Genomic DNA, 17,517 nt, shown 5'->3' with positions numbered 1-17,517 from the left:
CGTGCTAGGTTCCCGCCCGCAACGCGGGAGAGTTTCGTGACGGCCAAGCAGAAGATCGACGACCTCAATTTCACGCCGCCGGCGGCGATCACCGATCTCGCCGCCAAGGTGAAGGACTTCGTCAAAGACAAGATCATTCCCTACGAGACCGATCCGCGCTGGACGGCGCACGGGCCGACCGACGAGCTGCGGATCGAGATGAACGCGCTGGCGAAGGCCGCCGGCGTGTTCGCGCCGCAGGTGCCGAAGGAATATGGCGGCCAGGCGCTGAGCCAGGTCGGCCGCGCCCATGTCTTCGAGGCGGCGGGCTATTCGATCCTGGGGCCGACGGCGATCCACTGCGCCTCGCCCGACGAGGGCAACATCCACCTGCTCGACGTCGTGGCCCGGCCCGACCAGCGCGAGCACTTCCTGAAGCGCATGGCGACGGGCCAGATCCGCTCGATCTTCTGCATGACCGAGCCTGGCGGCGCCGGCTCCGACCCCAGCCTGATGACGACCACCGCGCGCCTTGAAGGCAACGAGTGGGTGATCAACGGCCGCAAGTGGCTGATCACCGGCGCCGAGGGTGCGGGCTGCGCCATCATCATGGCCAAGAACGAGGGCGGGCCGATGGACGGCCACGCCACCATGTTCCTGGCCGACCTGCCCGATCCCGCCATCCGTCTCGAGCGCACGCTCGACACGATGGATTCGAGCTTCACCGGCGGCCACGGCGTGATCGAGATCAAGAACCTGCGCCTGCCGGCCGACGCCGTGCTGGGCGAGATCGGCAAGGGCTTCCGCTACGCCCAGGTCCGGCTCGCGCCGGCCCGCCTCAGCCACTGCATGCGCTGGCTGGGCGCGGCGGTGCGCGCCCAGGACATCGCCACCGACTATGCGCGCCACCGCGTCGCGTTCGGCAAGACGCTGGGCGAGCATCAGGGCGTGTCGTTCATGCTGGCCGACAATCTGATGGACATGAACCAGGCGCGGCTGTCGATCTGGCACACCGCCTGGCTGCTCGACCAGGGCGAGCGCGCCTCGAACGAAAGCTCGATGTCCAAGGTGATCTGCTCGGAGGCCTATTTCCGCGTCGCCGACCGCTGCATGCAGATCCTGGGCGGCCTCGGCATCACCCGCGACACCGTGGTCGAGCGCTTCTTCCGCGACTCCCGCGCCTTCCGAATCTACGATGGCCCGTCCGAGGTCCATCGCTGGGCCCTGGGCGCACGCATCGTTTCGGGGAAGATGTAGGACGGAGACCATGAACGCGACGGCACCGGCTGACTCACTCGCAGCACGTCGCGACCGCGCTTTCGGCGCCGGCTCGCCCCTCTTCTACAGCACGCCCCTGCACATCGTGCGGGGCCAGGGTGTCGAGCTGTTCGACCCCGAGGGCCGGCGCTACGTCGACATGTACAACAACGTGCCGTGCGTCGGTCACGCCAATCCCCACGTCGCCGAGGCAATGGCGCGCCAGCAGTCGACGCTCAACGTCCACAGCCGCTACCTGCACGAAGGCATCGTGACCTTCGCCGAGCGGCTCGCGGCGCTGCACGGGCCCGAGATCGAGAGCGTGATCTTCAGTTGCTCCGGCACCGAGGCCAACGAGGTGGCGCTGCGCATGGCGCGCATGGCCACCGGCAAGGCGGGCATCGTCTGCACCAACGCCACCTATCACGGCAACAGCGAGGCGGTCGGCAAGATGACGCGCATCGGCAGCGGCCAGAACACCGCCGGCGACGTGCGCGCGATCCCCTTCCCCGAGATGCTGCGCCCGCTGGTGCCCGGCGCCGGCGAGGACGAACTCTGCGAGGCCTATCTCGACCGGCTGCGGCAGGTCATCCGCAGTTTCGAGGAGGACGGAACGGGCTTTGCGGGCCTGATCGTCTGCTCGATCTTCGCCAACGAGGGCCTGCCCGACGTGCCGCGCGGCTTCATGGCGCGCGCCACCGAGATCGTGCACGCGGCGGGCGGCCTGGTGATCGCCGACGAGGTCCAGGCCGGCTATTGCCGCAGCGGCGTCTGGTGGGGCTACGACGTGCTGGGCTTCACGCCCGACATCGTCGTCACCGGCAAGCCGATGGGCAACGGCCTGCCGCTGGCCGCCACCGCCGCGAGCCGCAAGCTGGTCGAGACCTTCCGGGCCGCCACGCGCTACTTCAACACCTTCGCCTCGAGCCCGCTGCAGGCGGCGGTCGGCATGGCGGTGATCGATGTCATCGAGCGCGAGGGGCTCGCCGCGAACGTCGCCAGCGTCGGCGCGTTCCTGAAAGCGGCGCTGGCGGAGCGCAAGGGCCGCTTCGCGTCGATCGCCGACGTGCGCGGTCACGGGCTGTTCATCGGCGTCGAGATCGCCAAGACCGACGCCGCGCGCGAGCCCGACATGGACAAGGCGGTCGACATCATCAACCGCCTGAAGGATCGCGGCTTCCTCACGAGCAATGCCGGCGCCTACAGGAACGTCGTGAAGATCCGCCCGCCGCTGGTCTTCACGCAGGGGCACGCGGAAGAATTCATCGTCGCCTTCGATGCCACGATGGCGGAAGTCGACGGCTGAGGCCTCGATGGACAACGAGACCGTCGAGCGGACATTCACGCCGGCCGCCCACGCCGCCCTGAAGGCCTTTCCGATCGACGCGCAGGACCTGACCCTGGTGTCGCTCTCCGAGAACGTGACGTTTCGGGTGACCGACGGCCGCGACGGCAGGCCTTACGTTTTTCGCCTGCACCGGCCCGGCTATCACACGCTCGACGAGCTGGTTTCCGAACGGGCCTGGATCCGGGCGCTCGCCGAGGCCGGCATCGACGTCCCCGACGCCGTGATGACGCGCGACGGACAGGACTATGTGCCGGTGACGATCCCCGCCACCGGCGAGCGGCGCTTCGCCGGCCTGGCGAGCTGGACGGAAGGCCGCCTACTCTCCGACGTGCTGGCGGAGACCGCCGACCAGACGCTCGTCGAGGAGTCCTTCAAGCAGCTCGGCGCCATCACCGCCGCGATGCACATGCAGGCCAGCGCCTGGCGGCCGCCATCGGGGTTCAAGCGCCACGCGCTCGACAGCGACGGGCTGATGGGGATGGCGCCTCACTGGGGCGAATTCTGGGAGCATCGCTCGCTCTCGGCCGCCGAGCGGCGCCTTCTCCTCGATGTCCGCCAGCATATGCACGACCTGCTGAGCCGCCTGAGCCAGGCCTCGTCCGCTTACAGCCTGATCCACGCCGACATGCACCCGGGCAACATCGTCGTCGACGGCGACCGGCTCACGGTCATCGACTTCGACGATGCAGGTTATGGCTGGCATCAGTACGACATCGCCACCGCACTCACGCACTGGCAGACCAAGCCCAATGCCGCCGAGATCGAGCGCGCCTTCCTTGCCGGCTACCGCGCCACCCGCCCCGTCCCCGACGAAGCGCTGAGCCTGATCCCGCAGTTCCGGCTGATCCGCTGGATGGCGACCATCGGCTGGTTCCACCAGCGCCCCGAGCTCAACCGCCCGTCGTCGGTGTTCGAGGAACGGAAGGCCTGGGTCCTCGAACAATGTGCGGCGCTGCAGCGCTCCCAGCTATGAATGCAGATGGCAGGCGACGGCTCTTCCGTCGTCCATCTCTTTCAGCGGCGGATCGACCGCCTTGCAGACGTCCATCGCCTTGGGACAACGCGTGTGGAAGCGGCAGCCGGGCGGCGGGCGCATGGCGCTGGGGATTTCGCCGGCGATGATGTCGGCGCCGCGGGCCGCTTCCAGCTCCGGATCGGCGATCGGCACGGCAGCCAGCAGCGCCTGCGTATAGGGATGCAGCGGATCCTTGTAGAGCTGGACCCGGGTGGCGATCTCGGCGATCCGGCCGAGATACATCACCGCGATACGGTCGCTGATGTGGCGCACGACGCTGAGATCGTGGGCGATGAAGATGTAGGTGAGGCCTAGTCGCTCCTGCAGCTCCATGAACAGGTTCACGACCTGCGCCTGGATCGACACGTCGAGTGCCGAGACCGGCTCATCGCAAATCAATAACGTCGGCTCGAGGGCGAGCGCGCGGGCAATGCCGATGCGCTGGCGCTGGCCGCCGGAGAATTCGTGCGGATAGCGCTCGGCCATGTCGGGCAGCAGGCCGACCATGCGCAGGAGATCGGCGACGCGCGCGCGATACTTGTCCTGGTCGGACGCCATGCCGTGGACGACCAGCGGCTCGCCCACGATGTCCGCCACCTTCATGCGCGGGTTCAGCGAGCCATAGGGGTCCTGGTAGACCATCTGCATGCGGCGGCGGATCGGCCGCATGCGCTTGCGGTCGTGGCGCGTGATGTCCTCGCCCTCGAACTCGATCCTGCCGTCGGTGACGTCGAGCATGCGCAGGATGGCCAGCCCGGTCGTGGACTTGCCGCAGCCCGATTCGCCCACCAGCCCCAGCGTCTCGCCGCGCGCCACGCTGAAGCTCACGCCGTCGACGGCCTTCACCGTGCCGACCTGCTTGCGCAGGATCGCGCCCGCCGTGATCGGGAAGTGAATCTTGAGGTCTTCGACCTTCAGGACGATGTCGCTGGGGGCCGGTTTAGGCGGCGAGGCGGTCATGGAAGAAGCACGCTGAGAAGTGGTTGGGGGCGCTCTCGACCAGCGGCGGCCGCTCGGCTCGGCAGCGATCGGTCGCCTCCTTGCAGCGCGGCGCGAAGGCGCAGCCCGGCGGCAGGGTGGCAAGATCGGGCGGCTGGCCCTCGATCGGGACCAGCGGCCGGTCGGTGTCGCCGTCGAGGCGCGGCACCGAGGCCATGAGGCCGCGCGTATAGGGATGGCGCGGCGTCTTGTAGAGAAGGCGCGCCGGCGCGGTCTCGACGATGCGGCCGCCATACATCACCACGACCCGGTCGGCGTAGCGCGCCACGACGCCGAGATCGTGGGTGATCAGGATCATCGCCGAGTTGGCCTCGCGCGTCAGTTCCTTGAGCAGCGCCAGGATCTGCGCCTGCACCGTGACGTCGAGCGCCGTCGTCGGCTCGTCGGCGATGATGAGCTGCGGCTGGCAGGCCAGCGCCATGGCGATCATGACCCGCTGGCGCATGCCACCGGAATACTGGTGCGGATAGGACGACAGCCGGCTGCGCCCGTCAGGGATGCGCACCTTGCCGAGAAGCTCGGCGGCCTTGTCGAGCGCCTTGGCCCACACCGTCTTGCGATGCAGGTTGATCGGCTCGCCGACCTGCAGGCCGACCGTCAGCGCCGGATTGAGCGAGCTCATCGGCTCCTGGAAGATCATGGCGATGCGGTCGCCGCGGATCGCGCGGATGCCGGCATCGTCGAGCTTCAGCAGGTCGCGGCCCTCGAAGAGGATCTCGCCCTCCTCGATCTTGCCCGGTGGATCGGGAATCAGGCGCAGGATCGAGAGCGCGGTCACGCTCTTGCCCGAGCCCGATTCCCCGACGATCGCCAGCGTCTCGCCGGCGGCCACGTCGAACGACACGCCGTCGACCGCCCGCACCGTGCCGCGCTCGGTGCGGAAGCGGGTCGACAGGTTGCGGACGCTGAGAAGCGGAGCGGTCATGGGCTGAGGGTCACTTGCCCATCTTCTTCTTGAGGTCCTGGTCGACCCACATGCGGGCGTAGATCGGGCCGGGACGCACCGCGCCGGCGCGCAGCTCGCCGTTGTAGCCCTTCACCCACGGCCACCACGCCGTATAGATGTAGGGCGTCGGCAGCCAGATGTACGGCGTCTTCTCGAGGATCTCGCGCGTCAGCGCCTTGATCATGACCTGGCGCTTGGCCTCGTCCCGCTCGAGGTACATCTCGGCCACCTTCTTGTCGAAGGCGGGGTCGGAATACTGCGACGGGTTCCACACCTCCTTGGTGACGAAGCTCTTGCGGATCGTCGTCGTCGGGTTGGTGTGGCCGTTGTTCATGAAGTAGCCGGGGGCGTTGGTCTTGGTCGTCATGGCCGAGAGGAAGGCCGCATATTCCATCGGCTGGATCTCGAGCTTGACGCCCACCGCCTCGAGGTAGGCGGCGACCAGCGGCAGCAGGTCCATGTGGTCGGGATTGCAGGAGCAGACCTGGACCTTGAAGCTGAAGCCCTTGGGATAGCCCGCCTCGGCGAGCAGCTTCTTCGCCTTGTCGGGATTGAAGGCGTACAGCTCCTTCACCGAGTCCGGCATCGCCTCCAGCGGCTCGAAATAGCCGAGATAGTCAGGATGCTGCGGATAGGCGAAGAGTTCGGCGTTGCCGCCGTAATAGGCCTTCACGATCTCCTGTTTGTTGACCGCCATGTTGAGCGCCCGGCGCACGCGGATATCGTCGAACGGCTTGGTGTCGACCCGCATCGCCAGGAACTGGCCGCTCATGCCCAGCCAGCGCGACCATTTGAGCTGCGGCGTCGTCTTCTTCAGGTCGTCGGCGGCGCTCCAGCGGATGTTCTCCAGGAGGTCGAGCTTGGCCGTGCGCAGCGCCGTCAGGTAGGTCGCCTCGTCCTTGATGGTGCGATAGACGACCTTGTCGAGGAACGGCAGCTTGTACTCGACGCCGTCGATCTTCTCCTTGTCCCAGTAGATCGGGTTCTTGGAGTAGGTGTTGGAGCTGCCCTGGACGAAGTCGCTCAGCATGAACGGACCGGTGCCGTTCACGTTCTTCCAGTTGGTGGCGCCGGCATCGGCCACTTCCTTCGGCGTGATGGTCGAGTAGTAGCCCCAGCCGAAGCGATAATCCCACTCGGCGTTGAAGTACTTGAAGGTGAAGACGACCGTGTACTTGCCGGTCGCCTCGACCTTCTCGACATGGTCGAAATAGCCCGCGATCTTCTTGGGGCTGTTGACCAGGCGATTGAAGGCGAAGACGACGTCCTCGGCGGTCAGCTCGCGCTCCTTCATGACGCCCGGCTTCTCGGGGAACATCACGCCCTTGCGCAGGTCGATCGTGAGCCTGAGCGGATTGTCGCTCCACACCCACTTCTCGGCGAGTTCGCCGCGGATCGCATCGGAGGGCAGCCAGGCATCGGCATAGAAGGGATACTTGCCGCCGTTGCGCTTGCTCTGGGACAGGTCGGCGGCGAAGAGCTGCTCGTAGAACTGCCCGGTATCGTGGTTCAGCTTCCAGTTCCAGTCGGCCGGATCGAACGACAGGGCCGACAGCGTCACATAGACCGTGCCGACTTCGAGCGTGCCGCCATATTTCGGCTTCTCCTGTTGCGCCTGCGCCGTTCCGGCGAGTGCCAGTCCCAGCGCGCCGGACAGGAGCCCCCTGGCCCACTTCTTCATCGTCATCGTTTCCTCCGCGTTTCTTTTCGTTGGTTTCGTCAGCGTGAGCCCCTCATTCGCGGATCCAGAAGATCGCGCAGGGCGTCGCCGAACATGTTGGTGGCGTAGACCACGATGGTGAGGCAGAGGCCCGGGGCCAGCGCGAGCCACGGCCCCTGCAGCATGAAGGTGCGTCCGCTGCCCGACAGCAGGCCGCCCCAGGTCGGCGCCGGCGGCGGCACACCGAGGCCGAGGAACGACAGGCCCGATTCGGCCAGGATCACCGTGCCGACACGGGTGGTGAACAGCACGATCACCGGCGCCATGACGTTGGGCAGGATGTGGCGCCACAGGATGCGGAAGGTCGACGCACCGGTCGATTGCGCGGCATGGACGTACATGTTCTCGCGCACCGACACGACGGCGCCGCGGATGATGCGCGAACCGGCGATGCCCAGCAGCAGGCCCAGCGTCACGATGATCTGCGGCATGCCGGGCCCGACGACCGAGACGACCACGATCAGGATGATGAGGTCGGGGAAGCTCATCCAGGCATCGACGAAGCGCTGCAGCACGAGGTCGAACTTGCCGCCGAGATAGCCCGAGATGATGCCGAGGAAGACCGAGATGATCGTGGCGATCCCCGCGGCGCAGAAGCCGATGATGACCGAGAGCTGGGCGCCGTAGAGGCAGCGCGAGAGCATGTCGCGGCCGAGATTGTCGGTGCCGAAGGGAAACGCCCAGGAGGGCGGCTTCAGCCGGTTGAGCGGCGCGATCTGGTTCATGCCGTAGGGCGCCAGCACGTCGGCGAAGATCCCGCAGAACAGGAACAGCACGAACACGACTGCCCCGGCGGCACCCAGCGGCTTCTCCCGGAACAGCCGGCCGAGGAAATGCAGCACCGGGCCGCGCTTGCGGCGCGGCGGGACGACGGCCGTGGTGTCGGCGACCGAGGCCATCAGCGGTACCTCACCTTGGGATCGAGCAGGCCGTAGCTCAGGTCGACGATCAGGTTGATGAACATCACCGCGACGCCCACGATCAGGAACACGCCGGTGATGATGGGGTAGTCGCGCTGGCTGACCGCATCGAGCAGCAGCAGGCCCATGCCGGGAATGACGAAGATCTGCTCCATGATGACGGCGCCGCCGATCAGCAGCGGGGCCTGCAGGCCGATCAGGGTCACCACCGGGATCAGCGCGTTGCGCAGCGCATGCCGCGCCACCACCAGCCTCTCGCCCAACCCCTTGGCCCAGGCGGTGCGGATGAAGTCCTGGCGCAGTACCTCGAGCATCATGGTGCGCGTGAGGCGCATGGTGATGGCCGAGAGGGCGCAGCCCAGGATGATCGACGGGATGATCATCTGGCTGAGGTTGCCCCAGGGATCCTTCGAGAAGGGCACGAACTGGATGGGCGGCGACCATCCCCACCAGATCGACGGGAAGACCATCACCATGGTGCCCAGCCAGAAGCTCGGCACCGCGAGCATCAGGATGGAGAAGGAGCGCGCCACGTAGTCGCCGGGCGTGTCCTGGCGGATCGCCGAGTAGACGCCGATCGGAATGGCGACGAACAGGCCCACGATCAGCGCCATCAGGCCGAGTTCGAAGGTGACGGGCAGGCGCTGCAGGAGCTGTTCGGCGACAGGTGTGTTCTGCCAGAGCGAGCGGCCGAAATCGCCATGGAAGAGGATGGCGCCGACCCAGCGTCCATACTGGATCCACATCGGCTGATCGAGGCCCAGCGCCTGCTCGAGCTGTTCGCGGCCCATCTTGGAGGCCGCGATGTCGTTTTGACTCAGCATCAGGTCGATGACGTCGCCGGGAATCATGCGCACCGTCACGAAAACGATGAGGCTGGCGAAGAACAGAGTCGGAATGAGCGCCAGGACACGGCGCACGATATAGGCCTGCATCAACCCTTCCCGTCGCGAACGCCGGGTGCTCCGGCGGAAACGGCCGGAAGGGGCCGATCAGGCGAGAGCATGGGTGTGAAACGGTTCACCCTGTTAATCCTCCCGCAAAGACGCTTCCTCGGTCATCCGTTCATGCGGACGATCCTGTTGGCGACAGGCTGCCGGGTTTGCAGGTGAACTGTCAATTGAAACGGGCGCAGAGCCGCCGCCCGTTCGGGATCGCCGCTCAGGGTCCTTGCAGCAGCTTCTTCAAGGCGGCCGCGATCAACTCGGAGGTGAAGGCCGAGGGATGCCCGTCGTGCGGGATCATCAGATTCCTGACGTCCTGACCGTAGGTCGCCGACGACTCACTGAACATCGGTGCGCCAAGCTTGCGCAGTCGCACGAGTGTCTCGACGAGCAGAGGTTGCTCCACCTTGGAATCGCCGTAGCGATGCCGCGTCTGCTCGTCGGGCCAGGAATAGATGATGACGAGGGGGGCGCCGAACTTCTCGCGCGCATCGGCCTGCAACTTCGCCATCAGGGCCAGGAACAGCTCGATTTGCTCCTCCTGGCGCTGACGCTGGCCGATCGCGTCGATGAAGGCGAACTGCTGGCCGAGCAGGTAGCGGAGACCGGCGATGGGATCGCGCCAGCGATGTTCGTTGAACGAGCCGGTGTAGCGCAGCACGCCGTTCTCCAGAACGTAACGCGGCGAGGAACCGAGCCAGGAGCCGTCGCCCGTCACCCGCTGCAGATGCGCCGGGATGATCCATGTCACCACGGCCTTGACCTTGCGCTCGGTATAGCGATCGAGGAGACCGGCTTCGAAGGCGCGAACGAGGTGGTTGGGCCCGTAGCCCGGCACCCCGAGATTGACGCTTCGGGCGACCGGGACATTCTGCTTCGTGAATTGTGACGGCATCGTCTCGTCGTCGCGCAGCCCCTGCCCGAAGATGAACGAATCACCGATGAACAGGTAGGTTTCGCTGGCATCCGGCGCCGGCGGCGTCACGCGCGCCGCGGCAGAATCGAAATGATAGGTCTGTCGATAGACCAACTCGGAGCCCCAGGTCGCCGTGGCGATGACTTCGCTGTCGGGCTTGGGCCGGAAACCCAGGATCGGGTCGGGCGGCGGCCACCATTGGGGAATCGTGCGGGTCACGACGCCCATGTTCATGGCCTTCGGCGAGAGCAGCCCGGCGAAGAGGTCGAGCGCCACCAGGCTGAGCGCCAGCGCGGTCGCGAGGAGCGCGGCGCTGCGCCAGCGATTGCCGCGCAACGCCACGACGCCCACGATACCCAGCAGGGCGGCGGCAGCGCAGGCCCACAGGGCCGACTGCAGGACGAGCCCGACCGCGAGGATCACGAGCAGAAAGGCGCCTACCAGCCAGAAATTGCGAAACCTGCCGGCCATTGACCTGAAAGCTTTCTCCCCGGATAGGCTGGGTGTAGGCGTTCGAAAGGAAAAACTCAATGCGCGGACCGTTGCCGTTGCAGGGCCTGAGGGTCCTCGACCTGGCCAGCTTCATCGCCGCTCCCGTCGCCACGACGGTGATGGGCGACTACGGCGCCGAAGTCATCAAGATCGAACCGCCCGGCGAGGGCGACCCGCAGCGCAAGCTCGGCCAGGCCCATTCAATTCCGCAGCATCCGGTCAACTTCTGCTGGCACATGACGAACCGCAACAAGCGCTCGGTCGTGCTCGACCTCAAGAACCCGCTGGGGCGGGAGGCATTCGACCGTCTGGTCGCCACGGCCGACGTCATGGTGGTGAACTTCCCAATGAAGGTCCGCGAGCGGCTGCGCATGCGTTACGCCGACGTGAAGCCCGCCAACCCGCGCCTGATCTACGCCTCGCTGACCGGCTACGGCGAGCAGGGCCCGGATGCCGACCAGCCGGGTTTCGATTCGACGGCCTTCTTCGCCCGCTCCGGCCTGCTCGACGCCCTGACCTACGAAGGCGGCCCGCCCGCTTTCTCTCTGCCCGCGCAGGGCGACCAGATGGCCGGCATGAACCTGTTCGCCGCCATCGCCATGGCGCTGCTGCACCGCGAACGCGCCGGCGAAGGCAGCGAGGTCGGCACGTCGCTGCATGCGAGCGGCCTGTGGTCGAATGCGATCCTGGCCCAGGGCGCCCTGCTCGGCGCCTATGTTGCGCCGCGCCCGCCGCGCACCAAGCCGCGCAGCGCGCTGGCCAACCAGTACCGCACGTCCGACGGCCGCTGGATCCAGCTCACGATCGTGCGCGAGGACAAGCTCTGGCCCGAACTCTGCCAGGCGCTCGAACGCACCGACCTGATGGACGATCCGCGCTTCGAGACGACCGAGAAGCGACGTGCCCACGCCACCGACCTGGCGGCAATCCTCGATCGCGTGTTCGCGGGCCGTCCCTGGCCCGAATGGAAGGAGCGCCTGCGCCGCCACGAGATCACCTTCGGTCTGCTCGGCGTCCTGCGCGACGTGCCCGACGACGAACAGGCCGAGGCCAACGGCACGGTCGTGCAGACTCGGCAGGACGACATGCCGCGCGCGATCTCCGCGCCGATCCGCATGTCATTTGCGCCCGAACCGGCGGCACCCGGCGCCGGGCCGGAGCACGGCGCCCATACCGACGAGGTGCTGCGAGAACTGGGCTACGACCAGCAGGGTCTGGACCGGCTGCGCAGCGCCGGCGCCCTGGGCTGAACGCCTCGGGCCTGGCTTCGGCTCGCAGGTAGAGGTCGACCGGCCCTGCGACATTGCGCGGGGCGCGCCCGCTTGAGGGGCCGGGCGGGCGGCCTCTAGTATAACGTCATGGATCGTACGGGCCCCGTTACCGGCAGGCGCGCGGTCGCGTTCGCCGCGGCCCTGTTCGCGATCACGCTCAATTTCTTCCAGCCGCTCGCTCATGCAGCCCTGCTGCGAGATGGCGGACCGATGGAGGCCGCGCGCTTCTGGGGCGTCTTCTGCCTGCCGGCTGCCGATACCGACAGCGGCGAGGCCCCGATCCCGGATGCCGCGAAGATCCATCAATGCTGCCTCGGCCTCGCCCATGCCACGGCGATGGTCGGCCCTTCGGCAATCTTCACAGTCGAACCGCCGGTCGTCCGCGCGGCATCCGTCATGGCCGCCGCCCCCACGGTTGGGACTGCCGGCATACGCGACGGCCCCCTCCAGGCCCGCGCCCCTCCCCTCATCGCCTGATCGCGCCGCGGGGCGCCTGCGCGTGCCCGCCGTGCTGCCTGCGGCACCACCACGACCTGCCCGGCGGAAGCCGTTCGGAGCGGCCGTCGATGCCGAGTGCTTCCTTCATTCCAAGATTTCCCAAGGAGAAACCATGTCCTCCCTCGACCGCTATCGCGGTGCCGCTTTCGGCATCACCGTCGCCATCAACACCGGCTTGTGCATCCTGATCGGCTTTCTCGTCGGCGGGCTGCGCGGCGCCCAGATCGGCGTGCTGCTGGGCATCGGCCTCGGAGTCCTGCCGGCGGCCCTGCGCATCGCCGGCCGCCGGCTCGCCGATCCCCATGGTCTGCCGCGCCTCGTGGGGCGTGCCATCGCCGCGACCGCCATAACGGCCGGCGCCGCCGTCGTGGGCGTGATGGGCGGCGTCACGACGCTGATCGCCGCCCTGCTGCGCCGGCCGCTGCTCCTCGTGCGCTTCACCGTCGAAATCGCCGCGGGCGTGCTGGGGCAGCTATTGGCCGCCATCGGCCGCATCGTCGGCACGCCGCTCGGCCTCGCCAACATCGCGGCGCTGGTCGTGATCGCCGTCAACGTGGCCGGCCTCGACTTCGCGGGCCCCATCGCCTTCCTCGGGCTCGGCATGCTGATCCTCGTCCTGATGGTCAGCGAGAGCGAAGCCGACCTCGAGAGACAGGACCGCCCGATCAGGTGACGCGTCGCTTGGCGAGTTTGCGGGCCAACGTGCGGCGGTGCAGGCCGAGGCGGCGCGCCGTCTCCGAGACGTTGAAATCGGTCTCGACCAGCATCTCGTGGATGCGCTCCCATTCCAGCGTCTTGAGTGAGGTCGGGCGCGTGCCGAGCGGTACGGCGGCGTCGCCGTCGGCCCGTGCAAACGCCGCCTCGATGTCGTCGGCATTGGACGGCTTGGCGAGATAGTGGCAGGCGCCGAGCTTGATCGCCTCGACGGCCGTCGAGATGCTCGCGAACCCCGTCAGCACGACGATGCGCATGGACGGGTCGAGGGCGGCGAGACGACGCACGCAATGCAGGCCGGAATCGCCCCCGAGCTTGAGGTCGACGATGGCAAAGCCCGGCCGGAAGTCGCGCAGCGCGTCGTCGAGGGCCTCCGACGTCGCAGAGGCCCGCACGTCGTACTCCCGGCGCTCGAAGGAGCGGCGCATGGCGCGCGCGAAGGCCGGGTCGTCGTCGACGATCACCAGGCGCGGCCTATCCGCCATGGCGCACCTCCAGCGCGAGGCGGGCGAGCGGCAGCCGCACGACGACGCGCGCGCCGCCGCCGGCGCGGTTCTCCGCCCTGACCTCGCCGCCCAGCTTGCGCGCCACGTTGACCAGCAGGAACAGGCCGAGCCCGCTGCCCGGCCGGGACTTCGTCGTCTGGTAGGGCTTGCCGAACTGGACGAGGATGCGGTCGGCGAAGCCCGGCCCGCGATCCTCGACCGTCAGCACCGCCGCGTCGCCCTGCCGGCCGAGAGCGATCGATATCCAGTCGGGCGACGCCTCCAGCGCATTGTCGAAGATGTTGGCGATGCCCTGCGCCAGGACCACGTCGGTCGCGATGGCCTGGTCGGGCATGAAGCGATTGTCGTAATGCAGGGCGGGCGGCCAGCGGCTGGTCCGCCAATCCTCGACCAGGGCATCGAAGAAGCGCGTGACGGTGGTGGGACCCGCGCCCTCGGCCCGCATCTCGCCCGACGAGGACAGGATCTTGGAGACGATCTCCTTGCAGCGCAGGAGCTGCTCTTCCATTGCGTCGAGGTCCTCGGCGAGGTCGGGATCGGCAATGAGGGCCGGCATCTTCTGCCAGTCGTTGACGATCACCGAGAGCGTGCCGAGCGGCGTGCCCAGCTCGTGCGCCGCCCCGGAGGCGAGCAGGCCCATGCGCACGACCAGCTCCTCCTCGACCGAGCGCTGGCGCAGCGCGGCGAGATGGGCGTCACGCTCACGCAGGTTGCGGCCGATGCGGGTGACGAAGAACACGATCAGGCCCGCCGCCAGCACATAGGCGATGAACATGCCCTGAAGGTGGAGACCGAAAGGATCTCCGTCATGGCGATGCGGCAGGTCGAGCGGCCGGCTGAACAGGGTGAGCCCGACGAAGCAGGCCGTGGTCACGCCGACCAGGATCCACGCCGGCCGCGCCTCCAGCAGCACGGCCGCAAGGATGATCTGCAGCAGATAGAGCGACACGAAGGGATTCGACGCCCCGCCACTCAGATAGAGCTGCGTGGTAAGCGCGGCCACGTCGAGCAGCAGTTCGAGCAGCAATGCGCCGCCCGTGGTCGATGCGCCGGTGCGATGACGCAACAGGCTGATGCCGTTCAGCACGACCAGGAACAGCACCACCGCCAGCATCGAGGAAAGCGGCAGCGCGATCTGCAGCACGAACTGCACGAAGGCGATGGTCGCGACCTGCCCCAGCACCGCGATCCAGCGAAGCTGGATCAGCAGCAGAAGGTTCTTGCGGTTTGCGGTGTCCTGCGCGGAAATCGTCGCGCTCCTTTCGTGGCCCCGTCACGTCGACAGGAACACGTACAGAAGCGGCAGCCAAACGAAAGTGGTCGTCGCGAGACCCTTCACCGTCTGATAGGCGATCCAGAGCCAGAAATAGCGGCGAATCCAGATCGCGAAGCGGCTGCGGCGCGTCGTCGTCGGCACAGCCGTGATCTGGCTCATGGCCGCACCGGACGCGACGCGGCGCCGGCGGCGCGGTTGGCCTCGTCGACGCGGCGAATATAGTCCTCGGTCTTGGCGCGGACGAGCTCCCGATGAGGCGCCACGGCAGCCTCGCGATAGACGTGCCGTCCGGCGCCCATCAACCCGAGCACCACGACCATCAGGCTGCAGATCGAGACGAAGCTGCCGCCGATTCGTGCCGCCGGCCGGCGCGTTTCGACGAACATCAGCAGGGTCATCCAGATCGAGACCAGGATGGCCACACCGAAGATCCCCATCAGCGTCGCGGGCGTGCCCTGGGTGGTGGGAAGGGTCAACAGCGCGATCGGCCCGACGAAGAACTGGCCGACGGTCGGCCACAGGGCCCAGCGATAACCCGTTCGCATCAGCTCGTCGCGCCGCCAGCCCGTGTCGGCCAACTCCGCCTCGCTGCGTCGGCGGAACAGCCAGACCATGAGCAGGCCCGTCATCGCCGGGCAGGCCAGCAGGAAGTGAGCGTAGCGCGGCAGCACGTTGGGCAGCAGGAGCGCCGAGAAGAAGCCCTGCACCGTCCCCCACTTCTCCGGGAACAGCATCAGGTTCACGTTGGTGAGGAAGATCAGCGGGATGAACAGGAAGATCAGGCAGGACGCCACACCAATCGCGATGTGCGGTCCCTTGCGGCCCTCCATCGCGTGCCAGAGATACTTGTGGGCGTAGGTGAGCAGGAAGGCGACGATCACCAGCGGCACGATCGAGATCCAGAACGTGCCGGTGAGCGCGTTCGCCGTATAGAAATAGACCGTATAGAGCGTGTTGATGGCCAGCAGCGGACCGACTCCCAGCACGACGGCAATGCTCTTGTTCGCGGTGATCGTCGAGGCGACCTCGTAGGCCAGCCGGTCGTAGCGGCGGTTCTTCAGACCCTTGATCTCGTACCAGACCGAGATCAGCGCACCGCCCACCATGAAGTTCACGAAGGCGATGTGCAGCAGGAAGAAGAACACGAGCACCACGACCAGCAGTGGCTCAGGCGCCGGCATGGGCAGCGGGATGTCGCGGGGAACGGGGATCTGGTTCACTTGCGTGCTCCCTGAGTCGACGCCGTCGGACCAGAGGCCGCGCCCTCGGCGAGCTTCGCCTCGCCCGCGGGGCGAATCGCGACACCCGCCTGCTGCGCGCCCGGAACCGGCGCCTTGTTGCCCTGGAGCTGCTCGAGATAGGTGGCGAGGAAACCCAGCTCGTCCTTGTTGCCCGGAAACGGCGGCATATAGGGCTGGGCGTTGTGCATGTTGGCGACGTAGTCCGCCGTGAGATCGGGCGTCCATCGCGCGTCGCCGAACATGCGCTGCAGATGGCCAGCCACACCATTGACGCCGTGCGTGGTGTGACAGCGCGAGCAGGTGTCCATGAACACGTCCTTGCCCTTCTGCAGTCGCGCGAGCGCCGCCGTGCGCTCCGCCTCCGGCAGGCCGGCCGGGACGAACGTCTTCTCGGCCTCGGTCAGCGGATTGGAGTAGGTCGCGTAGGCCAGCACGCCGTCGCGCTGCAGCAGGGCGTAGTCTTCGACGCGCAGGCCGTTGGCGTACATGTACTGACCGATGATGTAGGGCTTGCGGATGAACTCGCGCACCCGTTCGAAGTGGCCGGTGAGCCACAGGATCGCGATGAAGGGCACCACGGTGGCGACGCGCGGCAGCAGCCCCGGCCGCTTGATCGCGATCTGCACGATGACGAGGATCGTCACGACCGTCGCCAGTGCGATCCAGAGGAAGTCGTCGAGCCAGCCGCTGAACTGCAGCGTCAGCGTCGAGACGGCGAGGTTGTCCTTCATCGCCGCGGGCACCACGCTGTAGTACCAGTAGCCGCCCGCAACGACGAAGGGCGCGAACAGCAGCGTCCAGATACCGACCGCGCGCGTCGCCTCGTTGCGGAACGGATCGTCCCGCTTGACGAAGAACGGGATGAGGAACAGCGCAATGATGCCGGCCATGGCCGCCGCCAGTGGCGTGCGGAAGGCAAGCTGTGGCAGGTACACAGGATTGCTGAAACCGGAGAGCAAGGTGTTCTCGGACAGCCAGTTGCCCGGATCCATCATGAAGCCGAGGATCGACACGATGATCGCCATCGTGATCCACGAGAACAGGCCCAGCGCGAAGCCGAGCCGGATGTGCCGCCGCTTGGCCGCGCCCTCGCGCCACGACTTCCAGGTCAGCGTATAGGCGAGAATCAGGCAGACCTCGGTGATGAAGACCAGCCACTCCACGAACCACGCCCAGAAGAAGACGCGGATCAGGCTGCCGATCGAATAGGGATTGACCAGGGAGACGGACAGCCAGATGCCGACGCCTGTCAGCGCGCCGACCGTGGTGGTCACCAGGAAACTCACGAACAGGATGCGGTAGGCGAGTCGGTCCCAGCGCGGATCCTGCTTGCGATGGCCGTACCATTCCATGCAGGCGACCAGCGGCATCATGCCGACCGCCAGCCCGTGATTGATCAGCACGTGCAGGACGGCGATGACGGCAATCAGCCCGCGATTGCCGAAGACGTCGAGATGGAAGACCGGAAAATCCAT

At 67.2% G+C, this 17,517-nt stretch carries 17 protein-coding genes; 6 read left to right on the top strand and 11 right to left on the bottom strand.

What is annotated here, in order from left to right:
- Nucleotides 1-36 precede the first annotated feature (36 nt).
- Genes ACO07K_RS25350 through ACO07K_RS25340 form a run of 3 tightly spaced genes read left to right on the top strand, consistent with a single transcriptional unit; the run spans nucleotide 37 to nucleotide 3,557 of the window.
- The gene (locus ACO07K_RS25350; RefSeq protein WP_422032842.1) at nucleotides 37-1,236 is read left to right on the top strand and encodes an acyl-CoA dehydrogenase family protein; all 1,200 of its coding nucleotides are present in this window, start codon (nucleotides 37-39) and stop codon (nucleotides 1,234-1,236) included.
- A gap of 10 nt (nucleotides 1,237-1,246) precedes the next feature.
- Complete coding sequence (locus ACO07K_RS25345) at nucleotides 1,247-2,542, top strand: aspartate aminotransferase family protein (RefSeq protein WP_422032840.1); 1,296 nt, start codon at nucleotides 1,247-1,249, stop codon at nucleotides 2,540-2,542.
- A gap of 7 nt (nucleotides 2,543-2,549) precedes the next feature.
- The gene (locus ACO07K_RS25340) at nucleotides 2,550-3,557 is read left to right on the top strand and encodes a phosphotransferase enzyme family protein (RefSeq protein WP_422032838.1); all 1,008 of its coding nucleotides are present in this window, start codon (nucleotides 2,550-2,552) and stop codon (nucleotides 3,555-3,557) included.
- On the opposite strand, the gene ACO07K_RS25335 is transcribed toward ACO07K_RS25340, so the two are convergent.
- The 6 genes from ACO07K_RS25335 to ACO07K_RS25310 all read right to left on the bottom strand — a co-directional run bounded on the left by ACO07K_RS25335 (nucleotide 3,552) and on the right by ACO07K_RS25310 (nucleotide 10,515).
- Nucleotides 3,552-4,559, bottom strand: coding sequence for an ABC transporter ATP-binding protein (locus tag ACO07K_RS25335; RefSeq protein WP_422032836.1), 1,008 nt, complete (start codon nucleotides 4,557-4,559; stop codon nucleotides 3,552-3,554). The genes ACO07K_RS25340 and ACO07K_RS25335 overlap by 6 nt on opposite strands.
- Nucleotides 4,540-5,523, bottom strand: coding sequence for an ABC transporter ATP-binding protein (locus ACO07K_RS25330; protein ID WP_422032834.1), 984 nt, complete (start codon nucleotides 5,521-5,523; stop codon nucleotides 4,540-4,542). Before ACO07K_RS25330 ends, ACO07K_RS25335 begins: the two co-directional genes overlap by 20 nt.
- A 10-nt stretch (nucleotides 5,524-5,533) precedes the next feature.
- Nucleotides 5,534-7,231, bottom strand: a complete 1,698-nt coding sequence (locus tag ACO07K_RS25325; RefSeq protein ID WP_422032832.1) for an ABC transporter substrate-binding protein — start codon at nucleotides 7,229-7,231, stop codon at nucleotides 5,534-5,536.
- Nucleotides 7,232-7,263: 32 nt separating this feature from the next.
- Entirely contained in the window at nucleotides 7,264-8,163 is a 900-nt protein-coding gene (locus ACO07K_RS25320; RefSeq protein WP_422032830.1) for an ABC transporter permease, read from the bottom strand.
- Nucleotides 8,163-9,119: an ABC transporter permease gene (locus ACO07K_RS25315; protein WP_422032828.1), complete on the bottom strand. Its 957-nt coding sequence runs from the start codon at nucleotides 9,117-9,119 to the stop codon at nucleotides 8,163-8,165. The genes ACO07K_RS25320 and ACO07K_RS25315 overlap by 1 nt, the downstream gene beginning before the upstream one ends.
- Nucleotides 9,120-9,345: 226 nt before the next feature.
- Nucleotides 9,346-10,515, bottom strand: a complete 1,170-nt coding sequence (locus ACO07K_RS25310) for a hypothetical protein (RefSeq protein WP_422032826.1) — start codon at nucleotides 10,513-10,515, stop codon at nucleotides 9,346-9,348.
- A 59-nt stretch (nucleotides 10,516-10,574) separates the two neighbouring features.
- Here ACO07K_RS25310 and ACO07K_RS25305 point away from each other — a divergent pair, with 59 nt between their 5' ends.
- From ACO07K_RS25305 to ACO07K_RS25295, 3 genes are all read left to right on the top strand, one after another.
- Complete coding sequence (locus tag ACO07K_RS25305) at nucleotides 10,575-11,786, top strand: CaiB/BaiF CoA transferase family protein (RefSeq protein WP_422032824.1); 1,212 nt, start codon at nucleotides 10,575-10,577, stop codon at nucleotides 11,784-11,786.
- A 108-nt stretch (nucleotides 11,787-11,894) separates the two neighbouring features.
- Nucleotides 11,895-12,284 carry a DUF2946 family protein gene (locus tag ACO07K_RS25300; RefSeq protein ID WP_422032822.1) on the top strand — a complete coding sequence of 130 codons (390 nt, stop codon included), beginning with the start codon at nucleotides 11,895-11,897 and terminating at the stop codon, nucleotides 12,282-12,284.
- Between the two features lie 133 nt (nucleotides 12,285-12,417).
- The gene (locus ACO07K_RS25295; protein ID WP_422032820.1) at nucleotides 12,418-12,978 is read left to right on the top strand and encodes a hypothetical protein; all 561 of its coding nucleotides are present in this window, start codon (nucleotides 12,418-12,420) and stop codon (nucleotides 12,976-12,978) included.
- Here ACO07K_RS25295 and ACO07K_RS25290 read toward each other — a convergent pair.
- The 5 genes from ACO07K_RS25290 to ACO07K_RS25270 form a co-directional block, all read right to left on the bottom strand.
- Nucleotides 12,971-13,504, bottom strand: coding sequence for a response regulator transcription factor (locus tag ACO07K_RS25290; protein WP_422032818.1), 534 nt, complete (start codon nucleotides 13,502-13,504; stop codon nucleotides 12,971-12,973). The two genes, ACO07K_RS25295 and ACO07K_RS25290, sit on opposite strands and share 8 nt — an antisense overlap.
- Nucleotides 13,494-14,708 carry an ATP-binding protein gene (locus tag ACO07K_RS25285; RefSeq protein ID WP_422032816.1) on the bottom strand — a complete coding sequence of 405 codons (1,215 nt, stop codon included), beginning with the start codon at nucleotides 14,706-14,708 and terminating at the stop codon, nucleotides 13,494-13,496. The genes ACO07K_RS25290 and ACO07K_RS25285 overlap by 11 nt, the downstream gene beginning before the upstream one ends.
- Nucleotides 14,709-14,798: 90 nt before the next feature.
- Nucleotides 14,799-14,960 carry a hypothetical protein gene (locus ACO07K_RS25280; protein WP_422032814.1) on the bottom strand — a complete coding sequence of 54 codons (162 nt, stop codon included), beginning with the start codon at nucleotides 14,958-14,960 and terminating at the stop codon, nucleotides 14,799-14,801.
- Entirely contained in the window at nucleotides 14,957-16,021 is a 1,065-nt protein-coding gene (locus ACO07K_RS25275; RefSeq protein WP_422032812.1) for a hypothetical protein, read from the bottom strand. The genes ACO07K_RS25280 and ACO07K_RS25275 overlap by 4 nt, the downstream gene beginning before the upstream one ends.
- Entirely contained in the window at nucleotides 16,018-17,517 is a 1,500-nt protein-coding gene (locus ACO07K_RS25270) for a c-type cytochrome (protein WP_422032810.1), read from the bottom strand. Before ACO07K_RS25270 ends, ACO07K_RS25275 begins: the two co-directional genes overlap by 4 nt.

Source organism: Reyranella sp. (assembly GCF_965228225.1).
Taxonomy (GTDB): Bacteria; Pseudomonadota; Alphaproteobacteria; order Reyranellales; family Reyranellaceae; genus Reyranella.
Note: the sequence above shows the minus strand (reverse complement) of the source record. Positions and strands in the feature narration are given on the sequence as shown.

Bases quoted from the DNA above. Each gene is read 5' to 3' on its own strand.
- ACO07K_RS25315 (WP_422032828.1), bottom strand. From the start codon at position 9,119: ATGCAGGCCTATATCGTGCGCCGTGTCCTGGCGCTCATTCCGACTCTG.
- ACO07K_RS25290 (WP_422032818.1), bottom strand. From the start codon at position 13,504: ATGGCGGATAGGCCGCGCCTGGTGATCGTCGACGACGACCCGGCCTTC.
- ACO07K_RS25295 (WP_422032820.1), top strand. From the start codon at position 12,418: ATGTCCTCCCTCGACCGCTATCGCGGTGCCGCTTTCGGCATCACCGTC.
- ACO07K_RS25305 (WP_422032824.1), top strand. From the start codon at position 10,575: ATGCGCGGACCGTTGCCGTTGCAGGGCCTGAGGGTCCTCGACCTGGCC.
- ACO07K_RS25345 (WP_422032840.1), top strand. From the start codon at position 1,247: ATGAACGCGACGGCACCGGCTGACTCACTCGCAGCACGTCGCGACCGC.
- ACO07K_RS25340 (WP_422032838.1), top strand. From the start codon at position 2,550: ATGGACAACGAGACCGTCGAGCGGACATTCACGCCGGCCGCCCACGCC.
- ACO07K_RS25300 (WP_422032822.1), top strand. From the start codon at position 11,895: ATGGATCGTACGGGCCCCGTTACCGGCAGGCGCGCGGTCGCGTTCGCC.
- ACO07K_RS25325 (WP_422032832.1), bottom strand. From the start codon at position 7,231: ATGACGATGAAGAAGTGGGCCAGGGGGCTCCTGTCCGGCGCGCTGGGA.
- ACO07K_RS25330 (WP_422032834.1), bottom strand. From the start codon at position 5,523: ATGACCGCTCCGCTTCTCAGCGTCCGCAACCTGTCGACCCGCTTCCGC.
- ACO07K_RS25335 (WP_422032836.1), bottom strand. From the start codon at position 4,559: ATGACCGCCTCGCCGCCTAAACCGGCCCCCAGCGACATCGTCCTGAAG.
- ACO07K_RS25320 (WP_422032830.1), bottom strand. From the start codon at position 8,163: ATGGCCTCGGTCGCCGACACCACGGCCGTCGTCCCGCCGCGCCGCAAG.
- ACO07K_RS25280 (WP_422032814.1), bottom strand. From the start codon at position 14,960: ATGAGCCAGATCACGGCTGTGCCGACGACGACGCGCCGCAGCCGCTTC.
- ACO07K_RS25270 (WP_422032810.1), bottom strand. From the start codon at position 17,517: ATGGATTTTCCGGTCTTCCATCTCGACGTCTTCGGCAATCGCGGGCTG.
- ACO07K_RS25310 (WP_422032826.1), bottom strand. From the start codon at position 10,515: ATGGCCGGCAGGTTTCGCAATTTCTGGCTGGTAGGCGCCTTTCTGCTC.